Here is a 21,827-nt window from a genome sequence, read left to right as displayed (position 1 = left end):
GCTTATGAAGCGATTGTTTAAAGTTCTGGGCTATCTATTTTTCCTATTGTTTACGGCTGGGGCTGCAGTTCAGTATAATGATCCAGATGCGCTTCTGTGGATAGGTATTTACACCCTGGCAGCACTAATCTCACTCGGATTTGCCCTGAACAAAATAGGCGCTACGCTTCCATTGGTAATAGGTATAATTTCCTTAATTGGATTTTTATATCTATATCCTTCCGATTTTCAAGGCTTTGACCTTAATGATGGGGATATTAAAACGGTTGAACTAGGAAGAGAGGCCTTTGGTCTTTTGATTGTTTCCATAATAATGTTCATTTTTGGTTTCCGTTTAAAACGAACCTTATAAATCTAGATCGAATTCCTGTCTTAACAAATCGATTACCGGATTTTTATCCCTTAGCTTTTGATATTTCTCTTCTGGTGTAAAGGCGAATTTTTTGGCACTTTCTTCGTTAACGGTAATTTCAAGTTGAATGAAATGATTGTTCAATTTTGAACGTAAATATTCTATGAGCTCATACTGTTCCCTCTCAATTTCCTTTTTCATAGTGCCGTTGGGTAGCTCTATATGAATGGTGAAATCTTCTTTTAATTTTGGGAGGTCGGTATTTAGGTTTGATGCAAGTATTTTCTGACCATTATCGTCTATCCGATCAACAAATGCAGACCAGTGCTTGCGTAATTCGTCTTGGGTGAATTCACTTTTAGGTAAATTATCTTCATCGATAACCACCTCGATTTTATTCAGCTCGTGTTCTTTTTTTGCTTTTAAGCTAGAAATCGATAACCCTGAAACACGTTTAGTGGGAATATTGATATTGATTTTTTTTGAATCCTGCTCAATCTTAGGTGTTTCCGATTTTTTTAATTCCTCTAGGATAGTAGGGCTCGGCTCGGATGTAGATTCAATGGATGAAACCTCTTGAGTGTTTTCGGATTTATGAATTGGATTTGCACTTTCTTTAACAGAATCAGTACCTTTTTGTATAGGGGTACTTTCCTGTTCTTTTTTAGGGGACTTTGGTAGGTTCTTATAAAATGCTGCCGGCGCAATAAAATCGATTGTTTTATTGTGAAGTGCTATGGATTCAGGATTTTTTTTTTCTCCATCAAAATTGATGGAGGCAAGTTTCATTAGTGTAAGTTCTACTAACAGTCGCTGATTCTTACTGGTTTTATATTTGAGGTCGCAATCATTTGCAATATCCAAGCCCTTTAATAAAAAGGATGTTGAAGTTTTTTTGCTTTGGTCTCTGTATAATTGTTGCGCTGTTTCGCCTACTTCTAGCAACGTAATTGTATCTGGATGTTGACATACCATCAAATCCCTAAAATGTGACGCAAGACCAGATATAAAATGGTGTCCGTCAAACCCTAAGGATAAGGTTTTATTGAAAAGTAGTAAGAGGTTTGGAATCTTATGTTCTAAAACTAAATTTGTCGCCTCAAAATATGTATCGTAATCCAAAACGTTCAAATTTTCGGTTACCGCCTTTCGTGTTAGTTCCGATCCTGAAAAACTGACTACCCTGTCGAAAATAGATAAGGCATCTCGCATTGCACCATCCGCTTTTTGGGCGATGATATGCAGGGCATCTTCTTCGGCATTGATGCCTTGATTTTCTGCGATATACTTCAAGTATTCTGCTGCGTCCTTTACGGTAATCCTTTTGAAATCAAATATTTGACATCTTGATAGTATGGTAGGTATAATCTTGTGCTTCTCCGTAGTGGCTAGAATGAATATGGCATGCTTTGGCGGTTCCTCTAAGGTCTTTAAAAAAGCATTAAAGGCAGATTGAGATAACATATGCACCTCATCAATGATATACACTTTGTATTTTCCTACTTGGGGAGGTATACGTACTTGATCGATTAAATTTCGGATATCGTCTACCGAGTTGTTCGATGCCGCATCCAATTCAAAAATGTTGAAGGCAAAATCTTCGTCCTCTCTTTCATTACCATCTGAATTTATCTGTTTGGCCAAAATACGGGCGCAGGTTGTTTTTCCTACACCTCTTGGTCCGCAGAATAATAGAGCCTGGGCTAAATGATTTTGGTCAATAGCATTTTGTAAGGTATTGGTAATGGCCTGTTGCCCCACGACATCTTTAAAGGTCTGGGGTCTATATTTACGTGCCGATACAATGAAGGGTTCCAAAATAATACTACGTTTTACCTAATACAAATATAAATATAGCTGTTAATTCTAAGTTGAATTAAGAATGGAGATCATCTTTAGTTATCAACAATTACAGTACATTTGCGCCAAGCAGGCCACCTTATCGCGGATCTTAATTCAAGTTTTGGATGGGAGACGAGGAAAGTCCGGACACCATAGTGCAGTATAGCGGGTAACGCCCGTCCGCTGAGAAGTGAGGACAAGTGCAACAGAAAGCAAGTACAGTTCGGCTGTAGTGAAACCAGGTAAACTCTATACGGTGAAACGTCATGTAAATCGGTGTTTGAGGGTTGCACGCCCAAGCCGAAGGGTAGGCGGTTAGAGCTTTGGGGCAACCCTTAGCCTAGATAAATGATAAGGCCCGTTTAGGCGGTAACAGAATCCGGCTTATGGCCTGCTTTTTAAATAAAAACGAGATTTTATTTAGCCTAATTTTTAAAAAAGCTAAATACGCTACCTCCATATTTACGGGAATTGTCATAATAAGGAAGGTGTTCTAGACCGGTTTTATTGGAATGTTCAATAATTAAAACACCATCTTCCAAAAGAAGTTTGTTCTCAAAAATCAATTGGGGTAATTTTTCGAAATCGGCCAAATCCATATCGTAAAAGGGATCGGCGAAAATGATATCGAATGGTTCTGTATTTCGTTCTAAAAACGTAAAAACATCACTCTTCAAGGTACGAATATTCATATCTAATAGGTCGACAGTCTTTTCGATAAACTGTATGCAGCCAGCATGAGCATCAACAGCAAGGATATCATCTACGCCTCGAGAAGAGAATTCGTAACTAATATTACCCGTGCCTGCAAAAAGGTCAAGGACTTTTAAATCTGGAAAATAAAAGCTATTGTTCAGGATGTTGAACAAGCTCTCTTTTGCCATATCCTTTGTGGGCCTAACGGGTAATTTTTTAGGCGCGATTAAGTTTCTACCTTTATGTTTTCCAGAAATTATGCGCATTATAAGGTGTTGATAAGAGTGAAGTCTATAGAATTAGACGATGGTTCCCCCAATTTTATCAATTGTGGTGATGAAGGGGCGAATACGGTTATGTTTTCAATATAGGAATAACAAAGTTGAAAGAGGTCGTCATCCTCTTCAATGGCACCGAATAGTTTTACACGTGTAATTTTTGAATCCAAATCAAGCTGTTCCAAAACGAATAATAAGTAATAGGCGAAGTCCTCTTTGGTTTCGTAAACAAAGCTGTTATAGAGTAAAAGCTTACGGTGGTTAAGAACAGTGATATCCATCTGCTTTTTATTTACATGAACGTAACAGACGGTTTCTTGCTCTTGACTTTGATTGTTCATCAATGCTTGTAATAGTACGGTGCCATTATGCATATAGGTGAATTCCCCGAAAAGTTCGTAGATGTAATTGTTGATGTTCATATAAGGCACATAAACATTCACCAAATCATGATTCTCCACTTCATCGTAGGACAAAACATCGGTGGCTAGAACTTTAGTGTTGAATTTAAGATACTCCAATAGCTTATTTGAATTGAACAGGGATTTGGGAACAAGTCCAAAAAGCGTATTTCGATGTACGACCGTTACTTCATCGAAATGTTGGTTATCGAGTTGGTGTTTTTGAAAGAGTTTTTCCAATTCCTCTTTCACTACCATAGGGTTCTGTTCTTGCGAAAAGTCAAGTTTATCGGAAAACAGCAATTTTTGTGAAACAGTATCTGCCACACAAAAAGAAAGTCCATTCAAGCTAACCTGAATGGACAATTTCTTAAAATTCTTATCCGCTATATCTGAGCTTTTATTGATCTTGTCTCTTGTCATAAATAGGTGGCCAGTTACCACTTGTACTTACTTCATCTAATGAACCTACTTTAATGGAAGGTCCGTTTACCTCTTCAACACTTAATGCAGCATTTTCACGTGCTAAAAGATCCTTAGGTTGGTCATAAAGTATAACGTCTTTATTTACTTTGGCTTCAAATACGGGAGCTCGGTAACCACTCTTTTCAACAAAGGCGGCTTTCATTTCAAATTTCTCTCCGTTCGGTGCAGTGGGCACATCCATTAAATTCTTATATCGTGTATCTTTTTTGAAAAGCGAATCTTTAACGGATACAAATCCTAAGGTATCAATGATTTTTACTTCTTTCAACATGTCGATTTGGTAGGTTTTATCGAATTCCATAAAAGAAGAATCCCTTTGTTGTGTGATAACATATTTACCCGTATCGATGAAAGTGATTAGACTATTAAAGTCCTTGGCATATTTACCATTTACAGTCTTGTAAGCCTCCTGTGAATTTCTAATATCTTTTAATTTGGCAACTACTTGTGCAAAACGCTCGTGTTTAACTTCATTAAATTTAATCGGTCCTGTAATGGAATTATAAATTAGGTATCCTAAAGCGATACACCCAACCCAAAGTACAATCTGTATAATGGTCTTCATTTTGTATGTGTTATTTTAATTTAGTGGTCTTCACAAATCTACAATTTTTTTTTAATCGTAAAAGTTTTTGGCCTAAAAATCATCTTTATCTTTGGGGGCTCATGAAACCAATAACTCCCGCATCTTTCTATAGTTTACTAGAAACTAAGTTCCCACATACACCAACTGCCACACAATCAGTGGCATTACAAAAATTGGCCGAGTTTACCTTGTCTGATTTAAAAGAAGAAGTTTTTTTACTGAAAGGATATGCCGGTACAGGAAAAACGACGCTGATAGGTACTTTGGTGAACAGTTTGTGGAAGGTACAGAAGAAAGCTGTGCTTATGGCGCCCACTGGTAGAGCTGCCAAAGTCATGTCCAATTATTCGCAAACCCAGGCGTATACCATTCACCGAAAAATTTATTTCCCTAAAAAACAAAGCGGTGGAGGTGTCTCGTTTGTCTTGGCTCCAAATAAGCATAGGGACACGTTGTTCATTGTGGATGAGGCCTCCATGATACCCGATACAGCAGCAGATTCGAAGCTCTTTGAGAATGGGTCTTTGTTAGATGATTTAATGATGTTCGTTTACTCGGGTCATAAGTGTAAGTTGTTACTCATAGGAGATACCGCTCAGCTACCCCCTGTACATTTAGTATTGAGTCCGGCATTAGACGGCGATAAGATTTCCTTGAACTATAATAAGGAAGTTATTCGTCTAGAATTGGATGAAGTGGTGCGTCAAGCAGGTGATTCAGGAATTTTGGCGAACGCTACTTTGTTAAGGGAACAACTACAAGGTGACTATTTTGATGATTTTAAGTTTGATGTGAATCCCTTTACCGACATCGTAAGATTAATCGATGGAAATGAAATACAGGAAGCAATAGATACTTCGTATTCTGAAAACGGTAAGGAGGAAACGGCGTTTATAGTGAGGTCTAACAAAAGGGCCAATCTTTATAATCAAAATATTAGGGAGCGCATTTTATTTTTGGAGAACGATTTGGCCGTAGGCGATTTTATGATGGTCGTCAAGAATAATTATTATTGGTTAAAACCCAATTCAGAGGCAGGCTTCATCGCCAATGGTGATATTATTGAAATATTGGAAATCTTTGATATCAAGGAAATCTACACCTTTAAATTTGCAGAAGTTAAAGTGAAAATGGTCGATTATCCTAATATGCCTCCTTTTGAAACGGTATTACTTTTAGATACTATTAAGGCAGAATCACCTTCCCTTTCCTATGAGGATGGAAACCGATTGTATCAAGAAGTAATGAAGGATTTTGCCCAAGAAAGCTCCAAGTACAAAAAGTTTTTGGGCGTAAAGAATAATAAATACTTCAATGGATTACAGGTCAAATTTTCATATGCGATTACCTGTCATAAATCTCAAGGTGGTCAGTGGAATACGGTATTTGTTGAACAACCCTACCTGCCTAACGGAATGGATAAGGAATATCTTCGCTGGTTGTACACCGCTGTCACTAGAGCAAAGAATATATTGTACTTAATAGGTTTTAAGGATGATTTTTTTGTTGATTAATAAAAGATTATTTTAGTGATTATGGATGAAATTCAGATGATCCATAACTGTAAATTTTAGCATGACGACTGATACGATTTTAAGTATATTTTTAGGAATAGGCCTTGCTGCCTCAGTTGGTTTTAGGGTCTTTTTACCCTTATTTGCGCTAAGTTTGGCCTCTTATTTCGGTCTTTGGGATTTAAATGAAAATTGGCAATGGATTGGCAGTCTGGTGGCTGTTTTAACTTTAGGGATTGCCACATTGATGGAAGTATGTGCCTATTTTATTCCGTGGCTCGATAATTTACTCGATACCATCGCGGTACCGCTCGCGGCCATAGCCGGCACGGCAGTTATGGTCTCTACCGTGGCGAATTTAGACCCGGTAGTAACCTGGTCATTGGCCATTATTGCTGGAGGAGGTACTGCAACCGCCATCAAAGGTGCAGGAGCTACGGGTAGATTAGCGTCTACAGCAACTACAGGAGGACTGGCAAATCCATTATTGGCTACGGTAGAAACGGGTACTGCAACAGTAGTGACAATTGTATCTATATTTGCACCCATTCTTGCGGCAATATTGGTCATTATTATATTGGTCGTTATTTTTAGGATATACAGAAGTTTAAGGCCCAAGGCCAAAACATAAAATAAAATTTTAAGTGAAGAAAATAGCAATGATTCCCGCTCGTTATGCGGCCTCACGATTTCCTGCAAAATTGATGCAAGATTTAGTCGGTAAACCGGTGATTGTAAGAACATATCAAGCGGCGGTAAATACTAATTTATTTGATGAAGTTTATGTGGTCACTGATAGTGATGTCATCTATAAAACCATTGTAGGGGAAGGAGGGTTGGCAATCATGAGCGAAAAAGAACATGAATGTGGTAGTGATCGAATAGCGGAAGCGGTTACGCAAATGGATGTAGATATCATTGTAAATGTCCAAGGAGATGAGCCGTTTACGGATCGAGAAAGTCTAGAAGGTGTATTGAAGGTTTTTGAAGATGATGCCCATAAGGAAATTGATTTGGCCTCATTAATGGTTAAGATTACAGCTGAAGACGAAATCAATAATCCGAATACGGTCAAGGTTATCGTTGATAATCGAAATTTCGCATTATATTTTTCGAGATCTCCAATCCCATATCCAAGAGCTAAAGATGCAAGGACGAACTACTATAAGCACAAAGGCATTTATGCCTTTAGAAAAAGTGCGCTGATGGATTTTCAACGTCTGCCGATGTTGCAATTGGAAGCTACCGAGAAAATAGAAGCCATCAGATATTTAGAATATGGTAAGAAAATCAAAATGGTTGAAACGAATGTTCAAGGCATAGAGATAGATACCCCAGATGATTTAAAGAAAGCACAACGGGCATGGAAGTAAATTTTGAGGGGATAGAAGTCATTGGATTTGATGCCGATGATACCTTATGGGTAAATGAAACTTATTTTAGGGATGCCGAAGAACAGTTTGCCCAATTATTAGAAAAATATGAAACCAAGAACAAGATAGATCAAGAGCTCTTTAAAGCGGAGATTAGAAATTTGGATTTATACGGCTATGGTATCAAAGGATTCACCTTGTCGATGATAGAATGTGCTTTAGATCTTTCGAATAATTCCGTTTCCCAAGAAACGCTTGGAAAAATTCTGGAGATCGGTAAACACATGATCTCACATCCTGTCGAGCTATTGGAAGGCGTAGAGGAACTTTTGAAAAAATTACAGCCAAAATACCGACTGATCGTTTTGACAAAGGGCGATCTGTTAGATCAAGAACGTAAACTTGAACGATCCGGACTTTCAAACTATTTTCACCACGTGGAAGTATTGAGCGATAAAAAGGAAAAAAACTATTCAGATTTATTAGAGCATTTACAGATAAATCCCAGTAAGTTTCTTATGATCGGAAATTCGTTGAAATCTGATGTTTTGCCATTGCTGAATATAGGGGCAAGGGCGGTACACGTACCCTTTCATACTACTTGGCAACATGAAGAGGTGACCGAGCCTGTTGAACATAAAGGATATTTGACCATCAAAAAATTGGGAGATATCTTACATTATGTAAATTGAAAATGGAAGTAAATAAAGAAATAACATTGAAGAATATACCTACGAAAGCTTCGGAACACTATCGAAATTTCCCCATGGTTCCCAGAGTGGTCTATGGAAAAGGAAGTTTTGAACAATTGGGCGATATTTTAATGCCGAAACGAAAGCATTCGGAAGCACCCATGATTTTTTTGGTAGATGATGTTTTTGAAGGCACGGAGCTTCTACGAAGAATACCCACCATATTTTCAGATCAGATTATTTTAATATCTGCAGAGGAGGAGCCTAAAACAATTCAAGTCGATGCATTGGTGAAAATGATTAAAGATCAATTTGTCGAAATGCCTTCTGGGGTCATAGGGATTGGCGGAGGTACCTTGTTGGATTTAGCAAAAGCGGTCGCTATTATGCTGACCAATAAGGGCGATGCCTCATCCTATCAAGGTTGGGATTTAGTGCATAAAAAGGCTATTTATCATGTCGGGATACCAACAATTAGCGGCACGGGTGCAGAAGTTTCCAGAACTACCGTTTTATTGGGCCCGGAAAAGAAATTGGGGATTAATTCTGATTACACCACTTTTGATCAAGTGGTATTAGATCCTGAATTGACCAAAGGAGTACCAAAAGAACAATGGTTTTATACGGGTATGGACTGTTATATACATTGTATAGAATCCCTTACTGGAACCTATCTGAACGCTTTCAGTCAAAGTTATGGCGAGAAATCGTTGGACTTGTGTAAAGAGGTATTTCTTGGAAATATCACAGCAGATGATAGCAGAGAGAAATTGATGATGGCATCTTGGCATGGCGGTATGAGCATTGCCTATTCACAAGTAGGCGTAGCCCATGCCATGAGTTATGGTCTTGGTTATGTCCTTGGCGTAAAACACGGCATAGGTAACTGTTTGGTATTTAAGTATTTAAAAGATTTTTACCCAGAAGGGGTCCGTTTGTTTGAAGAGATGGTGCAAAAACATCAGATTGAATTACCTTCAGGAATCTGCGAAAATTTGACCGATGCCGAAATGGATACTATGATTTCTGTAGCACTAGGCATGGAACCTTTGTGGGAAAATGCATTAGGCAAAAATTGGAAATCTAAAATTTCCTCAGAAAAGTTAAGATCAATTTACAAAAAAATATAAACCCTAATCTTTGTCTGTACGGCTCCGTCGAGAACCTACGCGGTTAAGAGAAGAAATCGATGCAGCAGTTCGCTAAATTTATCTATTTTAAGTTATTGGGATGGTCTATCAATGGAAATTTCCCAAGCCATCTAAAAAAATGTGTGTTCATAGTGGTGCCACATACCAGCTGGTGGGATTTTCTTTTAGGCCTTTTGATTCGGGAAGTTTGGAACGAGGAAATTAATTATATCGGTAAGAAAAGTTTATTTGATTCTCCCTTCGGATGGTTTTTTCGATGGATGGGAGGTGCGCCCATAGATCGTTCTAAAAAAAGCGATACCGTAAAAGTGATCGCGAAGCTGTTTAAAGAGCGAGATAAACTCAGGTTAGCATTATCTCCAGAAGGCACAAGAAGGAAAGTGGAAAAATGGAAAACGGGCTTCTACTTCATTGCAAAAACTGCCGATGTTCCTATAGTATTGGTAGCCTTTGATTATGGTAAAAAGGAGATAAAAATAGCTAAACCTTTGATGCCTACAGAAAATCAGGAGGCTGATTTTAAGCTGTATCGTTCATTTTTTGATGGAGTAGAAGGAAAGGTCGAATCGATATAGATTTTAAATATAGCCCTCTCAAAACTACCAAGACTTTTCAAAGAATTGCGATTATAATGATTTGATGAACTGCTGTTTATTTTAACATTTTAAATAAAACCTTCCTGTTCATCTTCCGTAAATATGTCAGAATAAAAATAGGTTTTAGGTTGTTTGTTATTGGTTGAGGTCCGCTGTGGGAGGCGGACCTTTTTATGTTTAATAGAAAATCATCTATGAAAGACAATAGAAATAAAATCCCTAAATAAAAAAGGGGACCGACCGATCCCCTTTTTTATGTCAAATTTTTTTATGCCAAAAAATAATATAGTCATCACTCTTCCATAGTATGGTATACGTTCTGTACGTCGTCGTCCTCTTCCAGTTTTTCAAGGAGTTTCTCAACATCGGCGGCTTCTTCTTCCGAAAGTGACTTCGTTACCTGTGGAATCCTTTCAAAGCCCGAGGACAATATTTCTATCTCTCGGTTTTCCAATTCTTTTTGTAGAGCCCCAAAACTTTCAAAAGGGCCGTAAATTAAAATTCCGTCTTCATCCACAAAAACTTCTTCGGCACCAAAATCGATCAATTCCAGTTCCAACTCTTCCGGATCTAAACCTTCTGCTGGTATCCTGAAATTACAGGTGTGGTCGAACATAAACTCTACGGATCCAGAAGTGCCCAGACTTCCGTTGCATTTATTGAAATAGCTTCTCACATTCGCTACCGTCCTTGTATTGTTATCCGTAGCAGTTTCTACCAATATGGCTATTCCATGTGGGGCATAACCTTCAAACAACACTTCTTTATAGTCACCTAAACTTTTATCACTTGCTCTTTTTATAGCACGTTCAACATTGTCCTTAGGCATATTGACGGACTTGGCATTCTGTATGACCGCTCTAAGTCGAGAATTGGCGTCTGGATCTGGTCCACCTTCCTTAACGGCCATTACAATGTCTTTACCTATACGTGTAAAGGCTTTGGACATCGCTGACCATCTTTTCATTTTACGTGCTTTTCTAAATTCAAAAGCTCTTCCCATGCTATATTATTTTAATAAACAAATGTACAAAAATGGTCAATGTTCAAAAATCCTAAAATTCAATTTTTGGAACACTTTTCAATTTGATGGTTTGGTGAAATTAGTTATTCACTTTCTATGATTTCTTCTATACTTCGTGCAAGTACAAAATCCTTTTCGGTAACTCCATTTGCATCGTGCGTACTTAATCTAATATTTACGGTTTTATAAACGTTACTCCAATCTGGGTGATGTCCTTGAGCTTCGCATTCGAAAGCAATTCGGGTCATGACAGAAAAAGCCTCTTTAAAATCCTTAAACTCGAATGTTGTTTCGATGGCTCCATCAATATATTCCCATCCGTCTAATTGACTTAAATAATCTGTTATTTGTTGATCGGTAAATTTTTCTATTTCTTTCATAGTATTTGCTAATTAAGGACATGATGATCAATAATATCCTGATATGTAAATTGTAAGTTCTTAGGTAATTTATTTGTTTTTGGGAGTACCGCCAAATATCTATCCTCATTGGTAGTATACACCCTTTTTAAAATCGGATTAAAATTACCCACTCGTTCCAAAATTTCTTTTACAAAGTCTTCATGGTGAGTTAAATCAGTACTACCCAAATGATAAATTCCGGTTTTATTCCTATTGATAAGATAATGAATTTGCTGGGTTACTCTATCATCACTGGTAACATTTAAAATTAAATTGGGAAACACCTCTACAGGTTCGTTATCGATTATTGCTTTTTTCATATCCCGAATTCTAGGCGAACCATTTCCAAATACCATTGGGATTCTTAAGATAGCCATTTTTTCTTTCGGTATCCTTAGGAGCATGTTTTCTATACGGATTTTTAAACGGCCATAAATACTTTCAGAAAGTGTTTTGTCCAGTTCATAAGACGGGTACTTACTGTATGCATCGAATACATTGGCCGATGAGATAAAATATATCCTGCAATTCTGTTTTGTCACATATTCCATGATATGTTCATGGGCGATGACCTGAGCGGCAAAATTTCCGCGTAAGGCAGAAATTATAATGTTGGGTTTTACCAGTTCAAGAATTTCAACAATATCATCTTCTTCCAAATTGTAATGGATAAATTGCTTATTGGAGTCAAATGAATTCGCGGTATAGCAGTATGTGCCGTAGGTATCAAAATAATTGCAAAGCTCTTTGTAAATCGCATTACCTATGAACCCACTACCGCCAAGGATCAATATTTTTTTGTTATCCAATCTCAAAAGATAGAGAGTTCTGTTTCTGTTGTTAATTTTTCTAAGGCTAGCATTCCTAGTTTTGAGTTGCCTTTATCATTGAGCCCGGGCGACCACGTTGCCACGCAAAATCTATTGGGCAGTAAAGCCACGATACCACCACCTACACCACTTTTGCCGGGCAATCCTACTTCAAAGGCGAATTCACCTGCTTCATCATAAAAGCCACAGGTCAACATCAATGCGTTGATTCTTTTTACTTGTCCGGTAGTTAGAAAGATATTATTTTTTCTACACTTACCTTGATTGATAAACATGAAAAAAGTGTTCGCCAATTGATTGCAGTTCATGGATAATGAACACTGATGAAAATAAAAATCCAAAACGGTATCTACATCGTTTACCAAATTTCCATAGGACTTTAAGAGGTTTGCTGCCGCGTAATTCCGAAATCCGGTAACTTTTTCAGAGGCGGCAACCTTTTTATCAAAATTTATAGTTCGATCGTTCGCCAATTTCCGCACGAAAGCAAGGAAATCTTCTTTCGGATTGTCCAATAGTGATACTAAAATATCTGCCACAACAATGGCTCCCGGATTAATCAGCGGATTTCTGGGTACACCGTTTTCCATTTCCAAAAGTGAAAGGTGGTTGAACGGATCTCCAGACGGTTCTACGTTAACGCGTTCCCAAAGTGATTCCCCAATAAGTCCTAGAACCATGGAAAGACTAAGGACTTTGGAGATACTTTGAATGGAAAAACGTTCATCTGAATCGCCAGCTGAAAAATTTCTTTGCTCAATATCTATCAAATGAATGCCAAATTTATAGGTATCTATGGTTGCTAATTCGGGAATATAGCCCGCGATGAGTCCTCTGTCATCAGCATTGGCAGCAGTTTTGGCAATAGCATTCAAAATAGATTGAAAGTCTATCATTACGCTTTATAAAAAGGTAATTTGACAACAGTGGCCGGAATAGCGTTCTTTCGAATTTGAATATGGATTTTACTTCCTATATCCGAAAAAATAACGGGAACATATCCCAAACCGATTCCTGTTCCCAAAGAGGGGGACATGGTACCCGAAGTAACTACACCTATAGTTTTACCTTGACCATCGACAATGTCGTACCCATGTCTTGGAATTCCGCGTTCATCCAGCTTAAAGGCAATCAATTGTCTCTCCGGACCGTGTTGTTTTTCTTTTTCAAGCGCTTCAGAATTCACAAAATCCTTATTGAATTTAGTGATCCATCCCAAACCGGCTTCAATGGGGGAAGTTTTTTCATCAATATCGTTCCCATAAAGGCAGTATCCCATTTCTAAACGAAGGGTGTCCCTAGCAGCAAGGCCAATCGGTTTTATTCCAAATTCGGACCCAGCTTCAAACACTTTGTTCCAAATTTGTTCCACTTCCTCATTTTTGCAGTAGATTTCAAATCCACCTGAACCGGTGTAACCCGTTGCCGAAATGATAACGTGATCGATGCCTGCAAAATCTGCCACTTCAAAATGGTAGAATTTAATGGCCGACAAATCGATTGATGTTAGACTCTGCATAGCTTCAACGGCTTTTGGACCTTGTATGGCCAACAAGGAATAGCCTTCAGAAATATTGCGTATATCAGCCTTGAATACTTCGTTGTACTTTGAAATATGATTCCAATCCTTATCGATATTCGATGCATTAACGACCAAAAGGTATTGCTCTTCCTTGATTTTATAAACAATTAAATCATCCACTACGCCTCCGGTTTCATTTGGCATACAACTATATTGTGCTTTTCCTGGATTCAATTTAGAAGCATCGTTGGATGTGACTTTTTGGATCAGGTCAAGAGCGGTAGGTCCAGAAATCAAAAATTCACCCATATGTGAAACATCAAAAACACCCACACCATTGCGAACCGTTTCATGTTCAGCGTTAACTCCCTCATAGGAAACAGGCATGTTGTATCCTGCGAACGGTACCATCTTGGCCCCAAGTGACTCGTGTATTTTAGTAAGTGCCGTATTTTTCATGTGTTGTTTTTTTGAAAGGACAAATTTATAGATTTATTTAAGGATGCCGTGGATTCAAGTTCTAATGTTTTCTTTAAAAATTATATCAAAGAAGAAAAGAGAGTTGAAATAAAAACAGTGTTTTGAACTCATAAAATAGGACCATGTCTAAAAGTTTACTGCTTTTGCGAGTTGTTATTGGCATGTACAATTAATATAAATGCACAAGAGGCAGGTATAAAGGCCAGTATGGTTGGGTCTTCATTTCGTGCTCCCGGTGAGGCCGCTAAAACCGTGGTGGCTGACGGACTTTTAAAACTTGTAATCATTTCGGAGGTTAGGGAGTCTCTGACCTATTTTTCACACGGAACTTCCCATCATTTAGGACTGGACGTTCACTATAAAAGGACCTACGGACCTTTGATGGCCAATACGGCATTACGGTAGAGCCGGGCATTTGTATTCCCCGAGGGTAGTGACTGTGACGAAAAATGGTGGGGCATCGCCGTACGGATCGAGGACGATATTTTGATAACCGAAAATGGTCCGGTCAACCTTTCCGCGATGGCGCCCAGAACTACCGAAGCTATTAAAGCCATGATGCAACAACCTAGCCTAGTGCGCTTGACGATTTTAAACTTCCTAAACTAGATTAGTCCTCTAGTAAGAAGGATTTTAAATCGGTATAAGTGGCAATGTTGATATACTTTTTATCTTTGTGCATTACTTTTTGGATTTGCGCCGGAATCTCCAACTTCTCTGAAAGGGTTTCCTCGACCACATCCATAAATTTTACGGGATGTGCCGTTTCTAAAAAGATACCATAAGTGTCGGGATGGTTGGTTTGATATTTTTTAAGTCCGAGATAACCTACAGCACCGTGCGGATCTGAGATGTATCCGTTGATATCGTAAATTTCCTTTAAAGCTTTTTTGGTCTGATGGTCATCAAAGGAATACGAGGAGAAGTTTTTTTGCAAGGCTTCAAAATTATCTTGGAACAATTGTCTGATCCGTATAAAATTACTGGGATCACCAACGTCCATCGCATTTGAAATGGTTGCGGTAGAGGGCTTTGGTTTATATTCCTTGGTCAGCATGAATTCCGGAACCGTATCGTTTACATTGGTCGCCGCTATAAAGTGCTTGACCGGCATCCCCAAACGTTGGGCCACCATCCCTGCACAGATATTCCCAAAATTACCGGAAGGTACCGAAAAGATGATTTCTTTTCCGACGGATTTCGCCTGTTTGTAAGCGAATAAAAAGTAAAAAAGTTGGGGCAACCATCGGGCCACATTAATGGAATTGGCAGAGGTCAGTTTCATTTCCGACAGTAAATCCTGATCTAAAAAGGCGGTTTTAACCATGGCTTGGCAATCATCAAAAGTACCATCAACTTGAAGGGCCGTAATGTTCTGTCCCAAAGTGGTGAGCTGTCTTTCTTGGATATCGCTAACTTTTCCGCTAGGGTAGAGGATGACTACTTTAACACCTTCAACACCTAAAAAGCCGTTGGCAACCGCACCACCGGTATCACCGGATGTGGCCACCAGAACCGTTACTTCCTCTTTGGAAGACCTCGAAAAATATCCTAAACATTGGGCCATGAAACGCGCCCCCACGTCTTTGAAAGCCATGGTGGGTCCATGGAACAATTCTAAGGTCGCTATGTTCTCTGTTATTTTTACCACGGGAAAGTCGAAATCCAAAACCTCTTTAAGAATGGTTTTCAACACATCATCGGGAATTACGCCTTCTACAAATTTTTGGATGGACCTAAACGCTATTTCCTCATTGCTTAGATCTTCAATGTGTTCAAAGAATGAAGTAGGTAACGGACTGATGTCTTCTGGAAAATAAAGTCCCTTGTCAGGCGCAATGCCATTGACAACAGCTTGGTCAAAAGTTACATCTGGGGCTTTATGGTTAAGGCTGTAGAATTTCAATGTTGATGAATTTAAATTTTTAAAAATTAGATGGGTCTTACGCCGTCCATGTTGATTTTAGAAACATGGATTTCATAATCGATACCAATTTGCTCATAGACCTTTTTCATTGCATCGGCTACTTTTAAAGCGGTTTCATTGCCTTTGCTCAAGGCGAAAATTGACGGACCTGATCCTGAAATGCCAGCGCCTAGAGCACCGGCTTTAAGGGAGGCTTTCTTTACTTCGTCAAACCCCGGGATAAGTATGGAGCGAATAGGCTCTACAATGTGGTCGACCAAAGATCGGCCAATTAAATCATAATCCTCCATAAACAAACCAGCGATGAGTCCGCCAACATTTCCCCATTGCTTGATGCCCGTTTCCATGGAGATGGTGGTCTTAAGGATTTTCCGGGAATCTGAGGTCTTGATCTCTATTTGTGGATGGATAATGGTAGCGAATAAATCCGCAGGGGCTGGAATGGGAACAATGTCCAAGGGTTCATAACTACGCACTAGGGTGAAGCCACCAAATAGGGCGGGAGCTACATTATCCGCATGGGCTACGTCACTTGCCAAACGTTCGCCTTCCATGGCGAACCGTACCAATTCCGTCGATTGGAACGGGTTTCCCAATAAGTGGTTCATGGCCCAAACAGCACCGGCCGAGCTGGCCGCACTACTGCCAATACCACTACCTGGTTTTATTTTTTTATTGATCTCTATTTCAAAACCGCCGTCATAATCCGAAGCCAAAAGCAAAGCCAATCCGGCAACGCCAGCAACATTTTTATGGGTTTCCATCGGCAAATCCTGACCTATCAGTTTGGTGATCTTTATCCCCTTTTCTTCGATTTTTCTAACGGTCATTTCATCGCCTACCGCATCGAGGGCAACTCCAAGAACATCGAATCCGCAGGAAATATTGGCGATGGTCGCGGGACAAAAAACCTTGATTTCGTTTGCCTTCATGATTTAAAAATTTCCAATTCTAATGATATCCGCAAATATACCCGAGGCGGTCACCGCGGCTCCGGCTCCGGCACCTTTGATGATCATGGGTTGGTTAGGGTATCTTTCCGTATAAAATAAAACGATGTTATCACTTCCTTCCAAATTGTAGAAATCGTGTCCCTTGGGTATTTCCTGCAGGCCTACACTGGCGACACCGCCATCAAACTGGGCAACATATTTCAATTTACTATTCGCTGCCTCTGCATGGGCAAATAAGGATTGAAAATGATCTTCATGTTTCTTTAGGGAAGCGAAGAAATCTTCGTTAGTAGTGGTATTCAGACTTTCTTCCGGTAAGAAGGGTTTGTTTTGAATATCCTCGATTTCCAATCGGTTTCCACTTTCCCTAGCAAGGATTAAAATCTTACGCATCACATCGATACCACTTAAATCAATTTTAGGGTCCGGTTCCGTATATCCCTCTTCCTGGGCGCGTTTGACCACGTCATGAAAGGTAGTTTCTTTATTGAAATTGTTGAATACGAAATTCAAACTACCGGATAGAACGGCCTGGATTTTCAAAATCTTATCCCCCGAAGCTATTAAATGCTTTAAGGTATCGATGATGGGCAGACCCGCACCAACATTGGTTTCGAACAGGAAGGGCGCATTGTACGTTCTAGCCAACGATTTGAGGTTGGCGTAATTGTCATAGGCAGAGGAACAAGCAATTTTGTTGCAGGTTACGACCGAAATGCTATTGCCTAAATAATTCGCATAAGAGGTAGAAACCTCTTGGCTTGCCGTGTTATCAACAAAAATGCTATTCCTATAATTCAAGGAATTCACCTTCTCCAGAAACTTTTCTTTATTGGCTTTTTCGCCGTTGTTTAACAGGTTCTTCCAATCGTTAAGTTCAATGCCCTTTTCATCGAAAAGCATCGTACGCGAGTTGGACATACCAATGACCCTGATATTCAATTTTAAATTCTCTTTGAGATATTTACGTTGGGAACGTATTTGTTCCAAAAATTTAGCCCCTACATTACCCACACCCATGACAAATAGGTTAAGTTGTTTGATGTTCTCCTCAAAGAATTCTTCATGCAATGCGTTTAGGGCTTTCTTGACATCCTTTTGATCTATGATGCACGATATGTTTCGCTCCGATGCACCTTGGGCAATGACCCTAATATTTACGTTGTTTCTACCTAGGGTACTGAACATTTTTCCACTGAGGCCTTGGTGACTTTTCATATTATCACCAACCAGGGCTACGATAGCCAAATCTTTCTCTGGGATCACCTTTTTAATTCGTCCTCTTTCAATTTCATATTCAAACGCCTCGTTGACCACGTTCACCGCTTTTTCGATATCATCGGCAGAAATACCTACGCAAATGGAGTGTTCGGAGGAAGCTTGAGTAATTAATACAACACTAATATCCGCTAGTGATAGTACTTCAAAAAATCTTTTGGAAATACCTGGAATACCCACCATTCCCGGACCTTCGAGCGATAATAGGGCCATATTGCCAATATGGCTTATTCCACGAACCGTTTTACCCTTTTCATTTTTGGATTTGGTGATTAGGGTTCCCGCTTCTTCCGGATTAAAGGTATTTTTGATGATAATGGAAATCCCTTTAGACAATACCGGCTGTATGGTCGGAGGATACAAAACTTTAGCTCCAAAATGTGAAAGTTCCATCGCTTCTTCATAAGAAATATGAGGTATCGCTTTAGCCTGCTTCACCATTTTTGGGTTAGCGGTAAACATACCACTTACGTCCGTCCAAATCTCTAGAATATGGGCATCTACGGCTGCGGCGTAAATGGCCGCGGTGTAATCTGATCCACCTCTTCCTAAAGTGGTGGAATCCCCAGTTTCAGAACTCGAAATAAAACCGGGACAGACGGTTATTTTTGTATCGGAAGTATTAAAATAATCTTGACAATTCTTGTTAGTTTTGCCAAAATTGACGGAATTTTTTCCGTTTACTTTTTGCGTAATAATCAATTCCCTACTGTCTTTGAACACTGCATTGAGTTGCTCACTGATCAAGTATTCGCTAATAATGTAAGAGGAAAGTAATTCTCCATAACTCATGATCTTATCGGATAACTTTGGTGTTATTTCTCCGATAAAAAAAGCACCTTCCAGTAAGGTTTCCAGGATATTGAATTCACTCTTTACTTTGCTTAAAACTTTGCTCTGAGCGGTAACGGGAATTAACTCCTTAACCGTTTGTAAATGCCTTTCTTCTAAGGCTAAAAGCAATTTTTTATAGTCCGAATCCTGCTGTGAAGCCAATAAACCGGCTTCCAGTAAAGAATCGGTAACACCTCCTAAGGCCGAGACGACCAAAATAAGTTGATCTTCCTCTTGGGATAGGATATTCTTTATTTTAAGTATATTTTCAGCTTTGGCTACTGACGAACCACCGAATTTTAGAACTTTCATGATATTGTAATATTGACTTCTTAAAAAGATATGGTGTAATTAAACACAAAAACGGAGAAATATAGTTTTTTTAACCCCAAAGGGTAAACCATACAGTTGTTGAACCATAGCGGTTATTTACTGAAGTGAAATCGAATTTTATGTCTGTCTTATCGCAGTCCATAATACTAATGGTTGAGCGTCAAAAGTAGTACTTTTGATATCCTAAACAAATGATTCCACAATTTTTTACCGAATCGTTACTATTTAATCAAAAAAGAAATAAATAATGAAGCTATTCAGTGCTAAACAAATTTATAAAGCAGATCAGATAACTGTAAAAAAACAAGGAATTACTGGTGATGAGTTAATGGAACGTGCTGCATTACAATTATTTAATTGGATGCACTTACGAATGCAGGGAGCTCCTGTGAAAATTCATTTGTTCTGTGGTATCGGGAACAATGGAGGAGATGGTATTGCATTGGCAAGACACTTATTGGAACACGGGTATAATATTGTAGTGTATGTTGTGAACTATAGTGAAAAGCGATCCAAAGATTTTCTAATCAATTTAGATCGATTAAAAGAGCATAAAATTTGGCCGATTTTCATGAATTCTGATGATGAACTTCCAGTAATCGGTGAAGAGGATATAATTGTTGATGGAATTTTTGGCATCGGATTGAATAGGAAACCTGATCCTTGGGTAGCTAAATTGATCCAACATTTAAATACTTCCAAGGCTTTTATTCTATCAATCGATATTCCATCTGGTTTGTTTACCGATCAAGCCCCAAAAGACTTCGAAACGATCATTAAATCGAATTTTGTCTTGAGTTTTCAAACTCCGAAGCTCGTGTTTTTTTTACCAGAGACAGGGCCTTTCATAGGCCAGTGGGAGGTTTTAGACATAGGGCTGGATGCTGAGTTTTTAATGGAGACCGATACAAACTATGAGCTAATCGGAAAAAACGAAATTTTGACCTTGTACCAACCTCGGGAAAAATACGGTCATAAAGGTACTTATGGACACTCTTTGATTATCGGTGGAAGTTATGGTAAAATAGGTTCGGTCTGTTTGGCATCTAGGGCCGCCTTGGAAGCGGGAAGTGGTTTAGTGACCTCATTTGTACCTAAAATAGGATATGCCATACTACAGACCGCATTGCCTGAAATAATGGTGCTCACTGATCCTGCTGAAGATTTTCTTACGGATATACAATTTGAAATTGAACCTACAGTTATTGGAATTGGTATGGGTATAGGGACCGAGGATAAAACCGTAAAGGCTTTTTCTGAATTTTTGGATAGAAATACCTGTCCCTTAATTATTGATGCCGATGGACTTAACATCCTTTCAAAAAACCAAGAGTTGTTGAGCAAATTGCCAAAGCACACAATTTTAACACCGCACCCAAAAGAATTGGAACGTTTAATTGGGAAGTGGAATGATGATTTTGACAAATTGGAAAAGGTTAAAGCGTTCTCTCAAGAACACAATTGCATCATTGTAATAAAAGGAGCGAATACAATGGTTGTTTTTGAAGGAAAAGGCTATGTCAATACCACGGGCAATCCTGGGATGGCAACCGCTGGAAGTGGCGATACACTAACCGGAATTATTACCGCATTCGTAGCACAAGGTTATGACGCTTTAACTGCGGCGCTATTCGGTGTTTATATTCATGGAAAGGCCGGCGATATCGCTGTTGAAAAAACGGGTTATCAGGCATTAACCGCATCAAAAATCATTAATAATTTAGGCAATGCTTACCTTGATTTATTTAAGGTACCAAATCTACCCCAAGCTGAGGAAGAAAATTAATACAACTGATTTAAAAAGGGTGATTAAGAAGCGTTAACCCTTCTTTTCACCCATTTAAGTGCATTATCATACTCAATAAAAAACTTCATTGGTTTTTTGTAGAACAATTTCTCAATCTTAAAATTATGCATGTCAATTTCCTTTATGGAGACAATGGCAAAAGCCTTTAGATTGTCAAGTTGTTTTAGGTAATTGTAAATCGTAGGGTCAATTGCGAACGAATTTGTGCGAAGGCTAATAAATCCGAAATTTTTATCCCTAAAATGAATTTCTGAAATACCAATTATTTGATAGGCCCGCTCTAAAGTTAATGTTGCCCCTTCATCAAATATGGATACCATATAATTTTCAAATACTTGAATTTTTCCTACTTCCAATTCATACTCGCGTACGATTACCTTTTTTTTGGTAGATCCAATTTTCATTCGGTGTATATTATAGTGTGTCTGAAGCGAAAGTAGATTGAACTTTAAAGTTTAAATAAATTATTAG

The 21,827-nt window shown here is 38.7% G+C and carries 22 protein-coding genes and 1 other RNA gene; 10 read left to right on the top strand and 13 right to left on the bottom strand.

Annotated elements, in window-relative coordinates:
• The first annotated feature begins 4 nt into the window (after positions 1–4).
• Positions 5–352, top strand: a complete 348-nt coding sequence (locus ACNR9Q_RS15485; protein WP_419212132.1) for a transmembrane 220 family protein — start codon at positions 5–7, stop codon at positions 350–352.
• On the opposite strand, the gene ACNR9Q_RS15480 is transcribed toward ACNR9Q_RS15485, so the two are convergent.
• Positions 347–2,170 carry a DNA polymerase III subunit gamma/tau gene (locus ACNR9Q_RS15480; protein WP_419212131.1) on the bottom strand — a complete coding sequence of 608 codons (1,824 nt, stop codon included), beginning with the start codon at positions 2,168–2,170 and terminating at the stop codon, positions 347–349. The two genes, ACNR9Q_RS15485 and ACNR9Q_RS15480, sit on opposite strands and share 6 nt — an antisense overlap.
• A 108-nt stretch (positions 2,171–2,278) precedes the next feature.
• On the opposite strand from ACNR9Q_RS15480, the gene rnpB reads away from it, so the two are divergent.
• An RNA gene (gene rnpB / locus ACNR9Q_RS15475) (RNase P RNA component class A) lies at positions 2,279–2,596 on the top strand.
• Positions 2,597–2,619: 23 nt separating this feature from the next.
• Here rnpB and ACNR9Q_RS15470 read toward each other — a convergent pair.
• Genes ACNR9Q_RS15470 through ACNR9Q_RS15460 form a run of 3 tightly spaced genes read right to left on the bottom strand, consistent with a single transcriptional unit; the run spans position 2,620 to position 4,620 of the window.
• Positions 2,620–3,156 carry an RsmD family RNA methyltransferase gene (locus ACNR9Q_RS15470; protein WP_419212130.1) on the bottom strand — a complete coding sequence of 179 codons (537 nt, stop codon included), beginning with the start codon at positions 3,154–3,156 and terminating at the stop codon, positions 2,620–2,622.
• Positions 3,156–3,992: a DUF3822 family protein gene (locus ACNR9Q_RS15465; RefSeq protein WP_419212129.1), complete on the bottom strand. Its 837-nt coding sequence runs from the start codon at positions 3,990–3,992 to the stop codon at positions 3,156–3,158. Before ACNR9Q_RS15465 ends, ACNR9Q_RS15470 begins: the two co-directional genes overlap by 1 nt.
• The gene (locus ACNR9Q_RS15460; RefSeq protein WP_419212128.1) at positions 3,970–4,620 is read right to left on the bottom strand and encodes a hypothetical protein; all 651 of its coding nucleotides are present in this window, start codon (positions 4,618–4,620) and stop codon (positions 3,970–3,972) included. The genes ACNR9Q_RS15465 and ACNR9Q_RS15460 overlap by 23 nt, the downstream gene beginning before the upstream one ends.
• Before the next feature lie 101 nt (positions 4,621–4,721).
• Here ACNR9Q_RS15460 and ACNR9Q_RS15455 point away from each other — a divergent pair, with 101 nt between their 5' ends.
• The 6 genes from ACNR9Q_RS15455 to ACNR9Q_RS15430 all read left to right on the top strand — a co-directional run bounded on the left by ACNR9Q_RS15455 (position 4,722) and on the right by ACNR9Q_RS15430 (position 9,946).
• Positions 4,722–6,155 carry an ATP-dependent DNA helicase gene (locus ACNR9Q_RS15455; RefSeq protein WP_419212127.1) on the top strand — a complete coding sequence of 478 codons (1,434 nt, stop codon included), beginning with the start codon at positions 4,722–4,724 and terminating at the stop codon, positions 6,153–6,155.
• 61 nt (positions 6,156–6,216) lie between these two features.
• Positions 6,217–6,786 carry a DUF4126 domain-containing protein gene (locus ACNR9Q_RS15450; RefSeq protein WP_419212126.1) on the top strand — a complete coding sequence of 190 codons (570 nt, stop codon included), beginning with the start codon at positions 6,217–6,219 and terminating at the stop codon, positions 6,784–6,786.
• A gap of 28 nt (positions 6,787–6,814) precedes the next feature.
• Positions 6,815–7,528 carry a 3-deoxy-manno-octulosonate cytidylyltransferase gene (gene kdsB, locus ACNR9Q_RS15445; protein ID WP_419214289.1) on the top strand — a complete coding sequence of 238 codons (714 nt, stop codon included), beginning with the start codon at positions 6,815–6,817 and terminating at the stop codon, positions 7,526–7,528.
• Positions 7,519–8,220, top strand: a complete 702-nt coding sequence (locus tag ACNR9Q_RS15440) for an HAD family hydrolase (RefSeq protein WP_419212125.1) — start codon at positions 7,519–7,521, stop codon at positions 8,218–8,220. The genes kdsB and ACNR9Q_RS15440 overlap by 10 nt, the downstream gene beginning before the upstream one ends.
• A gap of 2 nt (positions 8,221–8,222) precedes the next feature.
• Entirely contained in the window at positions 8,223–9,350 is a 1,128-nt protein-coding gene (locus ACNR9Q_RS15435; RefSeq protein WP_419212124.1) for an iron-containing alcohol dehydrogenase family protein, read from the top strand.
• Between the two features lie 59 nt (positions 9,351–9,409).
• Positions 9,410–9,946, top strand: coding sequence for a 1-acyl-sn-glycerol-3-phosphate acyltransferase (locus ACNR9Q_RS15430; RefSeq protein WP_419212123.1), 537 nt, complete (start codon positions 9,410–9,412; stop codon positions 9,944–9,946).
• A gap of 313 nt (positions 9,947–10,259) precedes the next feature.
• Here the strand turns inward: ACNR9Q_RS15430 and ACNR9Q_RS15425 are convergent, their stop codons facing one another.
• The 5 genes from ACNR9Q_RS15425 to gcvT form a co-directional block, all read right to left on the bottom strand.
• Positions 10,260–10,970, bottom strand: coding sequence for a YebC/PmpR family DNA-binding transcriptional regulator (locus tag ACNR9Q_RS15425; RefSeq protein WP_419212122.1), 711 nt, complete (start codon positions 10,968–10,970; stop codon positions 10,260–10,262).
• 104 nt (positions 10,971–11,074) lie between these two features.
• On the bottom strand, positions 11,075–11,371 hold the full coding sequence (locus ACNR9Q_RS15420) for a 4a-hydroxytetrahydrobiopterin dehydratase (RefSeq protein WP_419212121.1): 297 nt from the start codon (positions 11,369–11,371) through the stop codon (positions 11,075–11,077).
• Between the two features lie 8 nt (positions 11,372–11,379).
• Entirely contained in the window at positions 11,380–12,201 is an 822-nt protein-coding gene (locus ACNR9Q_RS15415) for a sugar nucleotide-binding protein (protein ID WP_419212120.1), read from the bottom strand.
• 2 nt (positions 12,202–12,203) lie between these two features.
• A complete protein-coding gene (locus ACNR9Q_RS15410) occupies positions 12,204–13,118 on the bottom strand; it encodes a glutaminase (RefSeq protein ID WP_419212119.1) in 915 nt (304 codons plus the stop codon).
• Complete coding sequence (gene gcvT / locus ACNR9Q_RS15405; RefSeq protein ID WP_419212118.1) at positions 13,118–14,203, bottom strand: glycine cleavage system aminomethyltransferase GcvT; 1,086 nt, start codon at positions 14,201–14,203, stop codon at positions 13,118–13,120. Before gcvT ends, ACNR9Q_RS15410 begins: the two co-directional genes overlap by 1 nt.
• 177 nt (positions 14,204–14,380) lie before the next feature.
• On the opposite strand from gcvT, the gene ACNR9Q_RS15400 reads away from it, so the two are divergent.
• The gene (locus ACNR9Q_RS15400; protein ID WP_419212117.1) at positions 14,381–14,629 is read left to right on the top strand and encodes a M24 family metallopeptidase; all 249 of its coding nucleotides are present in this window, start codon (positions 14,381–14,383) and stop codon (positions 14,627–14,629) included.
• A gap of 205 nt (positions 14,630–14,834) precedes the next feature.
• Here ACNR9Q_RS15400 and thrC read toward each other — a convergent pair whose 3' ends face one another.
• Genes thrC through thrA form a run of 3 tightly spaced genes read right to left on the bottom strand, consistent with a single transcriptional unit; the run spans position 14,835 to position 19,528 of the window.
• Complete coding sequence (gene thrC, locus ACNR9Q_RS15395; protein ID WP_419212116.1) at positions 14,835–16,130, bottom strand: threonine synthase; 1,296 nt, start codon at positions 16,128–16,130, stop codon at positions 14,835–14,837.
• Between the two features lie 26 nt (positions 16,131–16,156).
• The gene (locus tag ACNR9Q_RS15390; protein ID WP_419212115.1) at positions 16,157–17,083 is read right to left on the bottom strand and encodes a homoserine kinase; all 927 of its coding nucleotides are present in this window, start codon (positions 17,081–17,083) and stop codon (positions 16,157–16,159) included.
• 3 nt (positions 17,084–17,086) lie between these two features.
• Positions 17,087–19,528, bottom strand: coding sequence for a bifunctional aspartate kinase/homoserine dehydrogenase I (gene thrA, locus ACNR9Q_RS15385; protein ID WP_419212114.1), 2,442 nt, complete (start codon positions 19,526–19,528; stop codon positions 17,087–17,089).
• A 268-nt stretch (positions 19,529–19,796) separates the two neighbouring features.
• Here thrA and ACNR9Q_RS15380 point away from each other — a divergent pair, with 268 nt between their 5' ends.
• Positions 19,797–21,335 carry an NAD(P)H-hydrate dehydratase gene (locus tag ACNR9Q_RS15380; protein WP_419212113.1) on the top strand — a complete coding sequence of 513 codons (1,539 nt, stop codon included), beginning with the start codon at positions 19,797–19,799 and terminating at the stop codon, positions 21,333–21,335.
• A gap of 23 nt (positions 21,336–21,358) precedes the next feature.
• Here ACNR9Q_RS15380 and ACNR9Q_RS15375 read toward each other — a convergent pair whose 3' ends face one another.
• Positions 21,359–21,760, bottom strand: coding sequence for an STAS/SEC14 domain-containing protein (locus ACNR9Q_RS15375; RefSeq protein WP_419212112.1), 402 nt, complete (start codon positions 21,758–21,760; stop codon positions 21,359–21,361).
• Positions 21,761–21,827: the final 67 nt, after the last annotated feature.

Source organism: Maribacter sp. X9 (assembly GCF_048537565.1).
Taxonomy (GTDB): Bacteria; Bacteroidota; Bacteroidia; order Flavobacteriales; family Flavobacteriaceae; genus Maribacter.
Note: the sequence above shows the minus strand (reverse complement) of the source record. Positions and strands in the feature narration are given on the sequence as shown.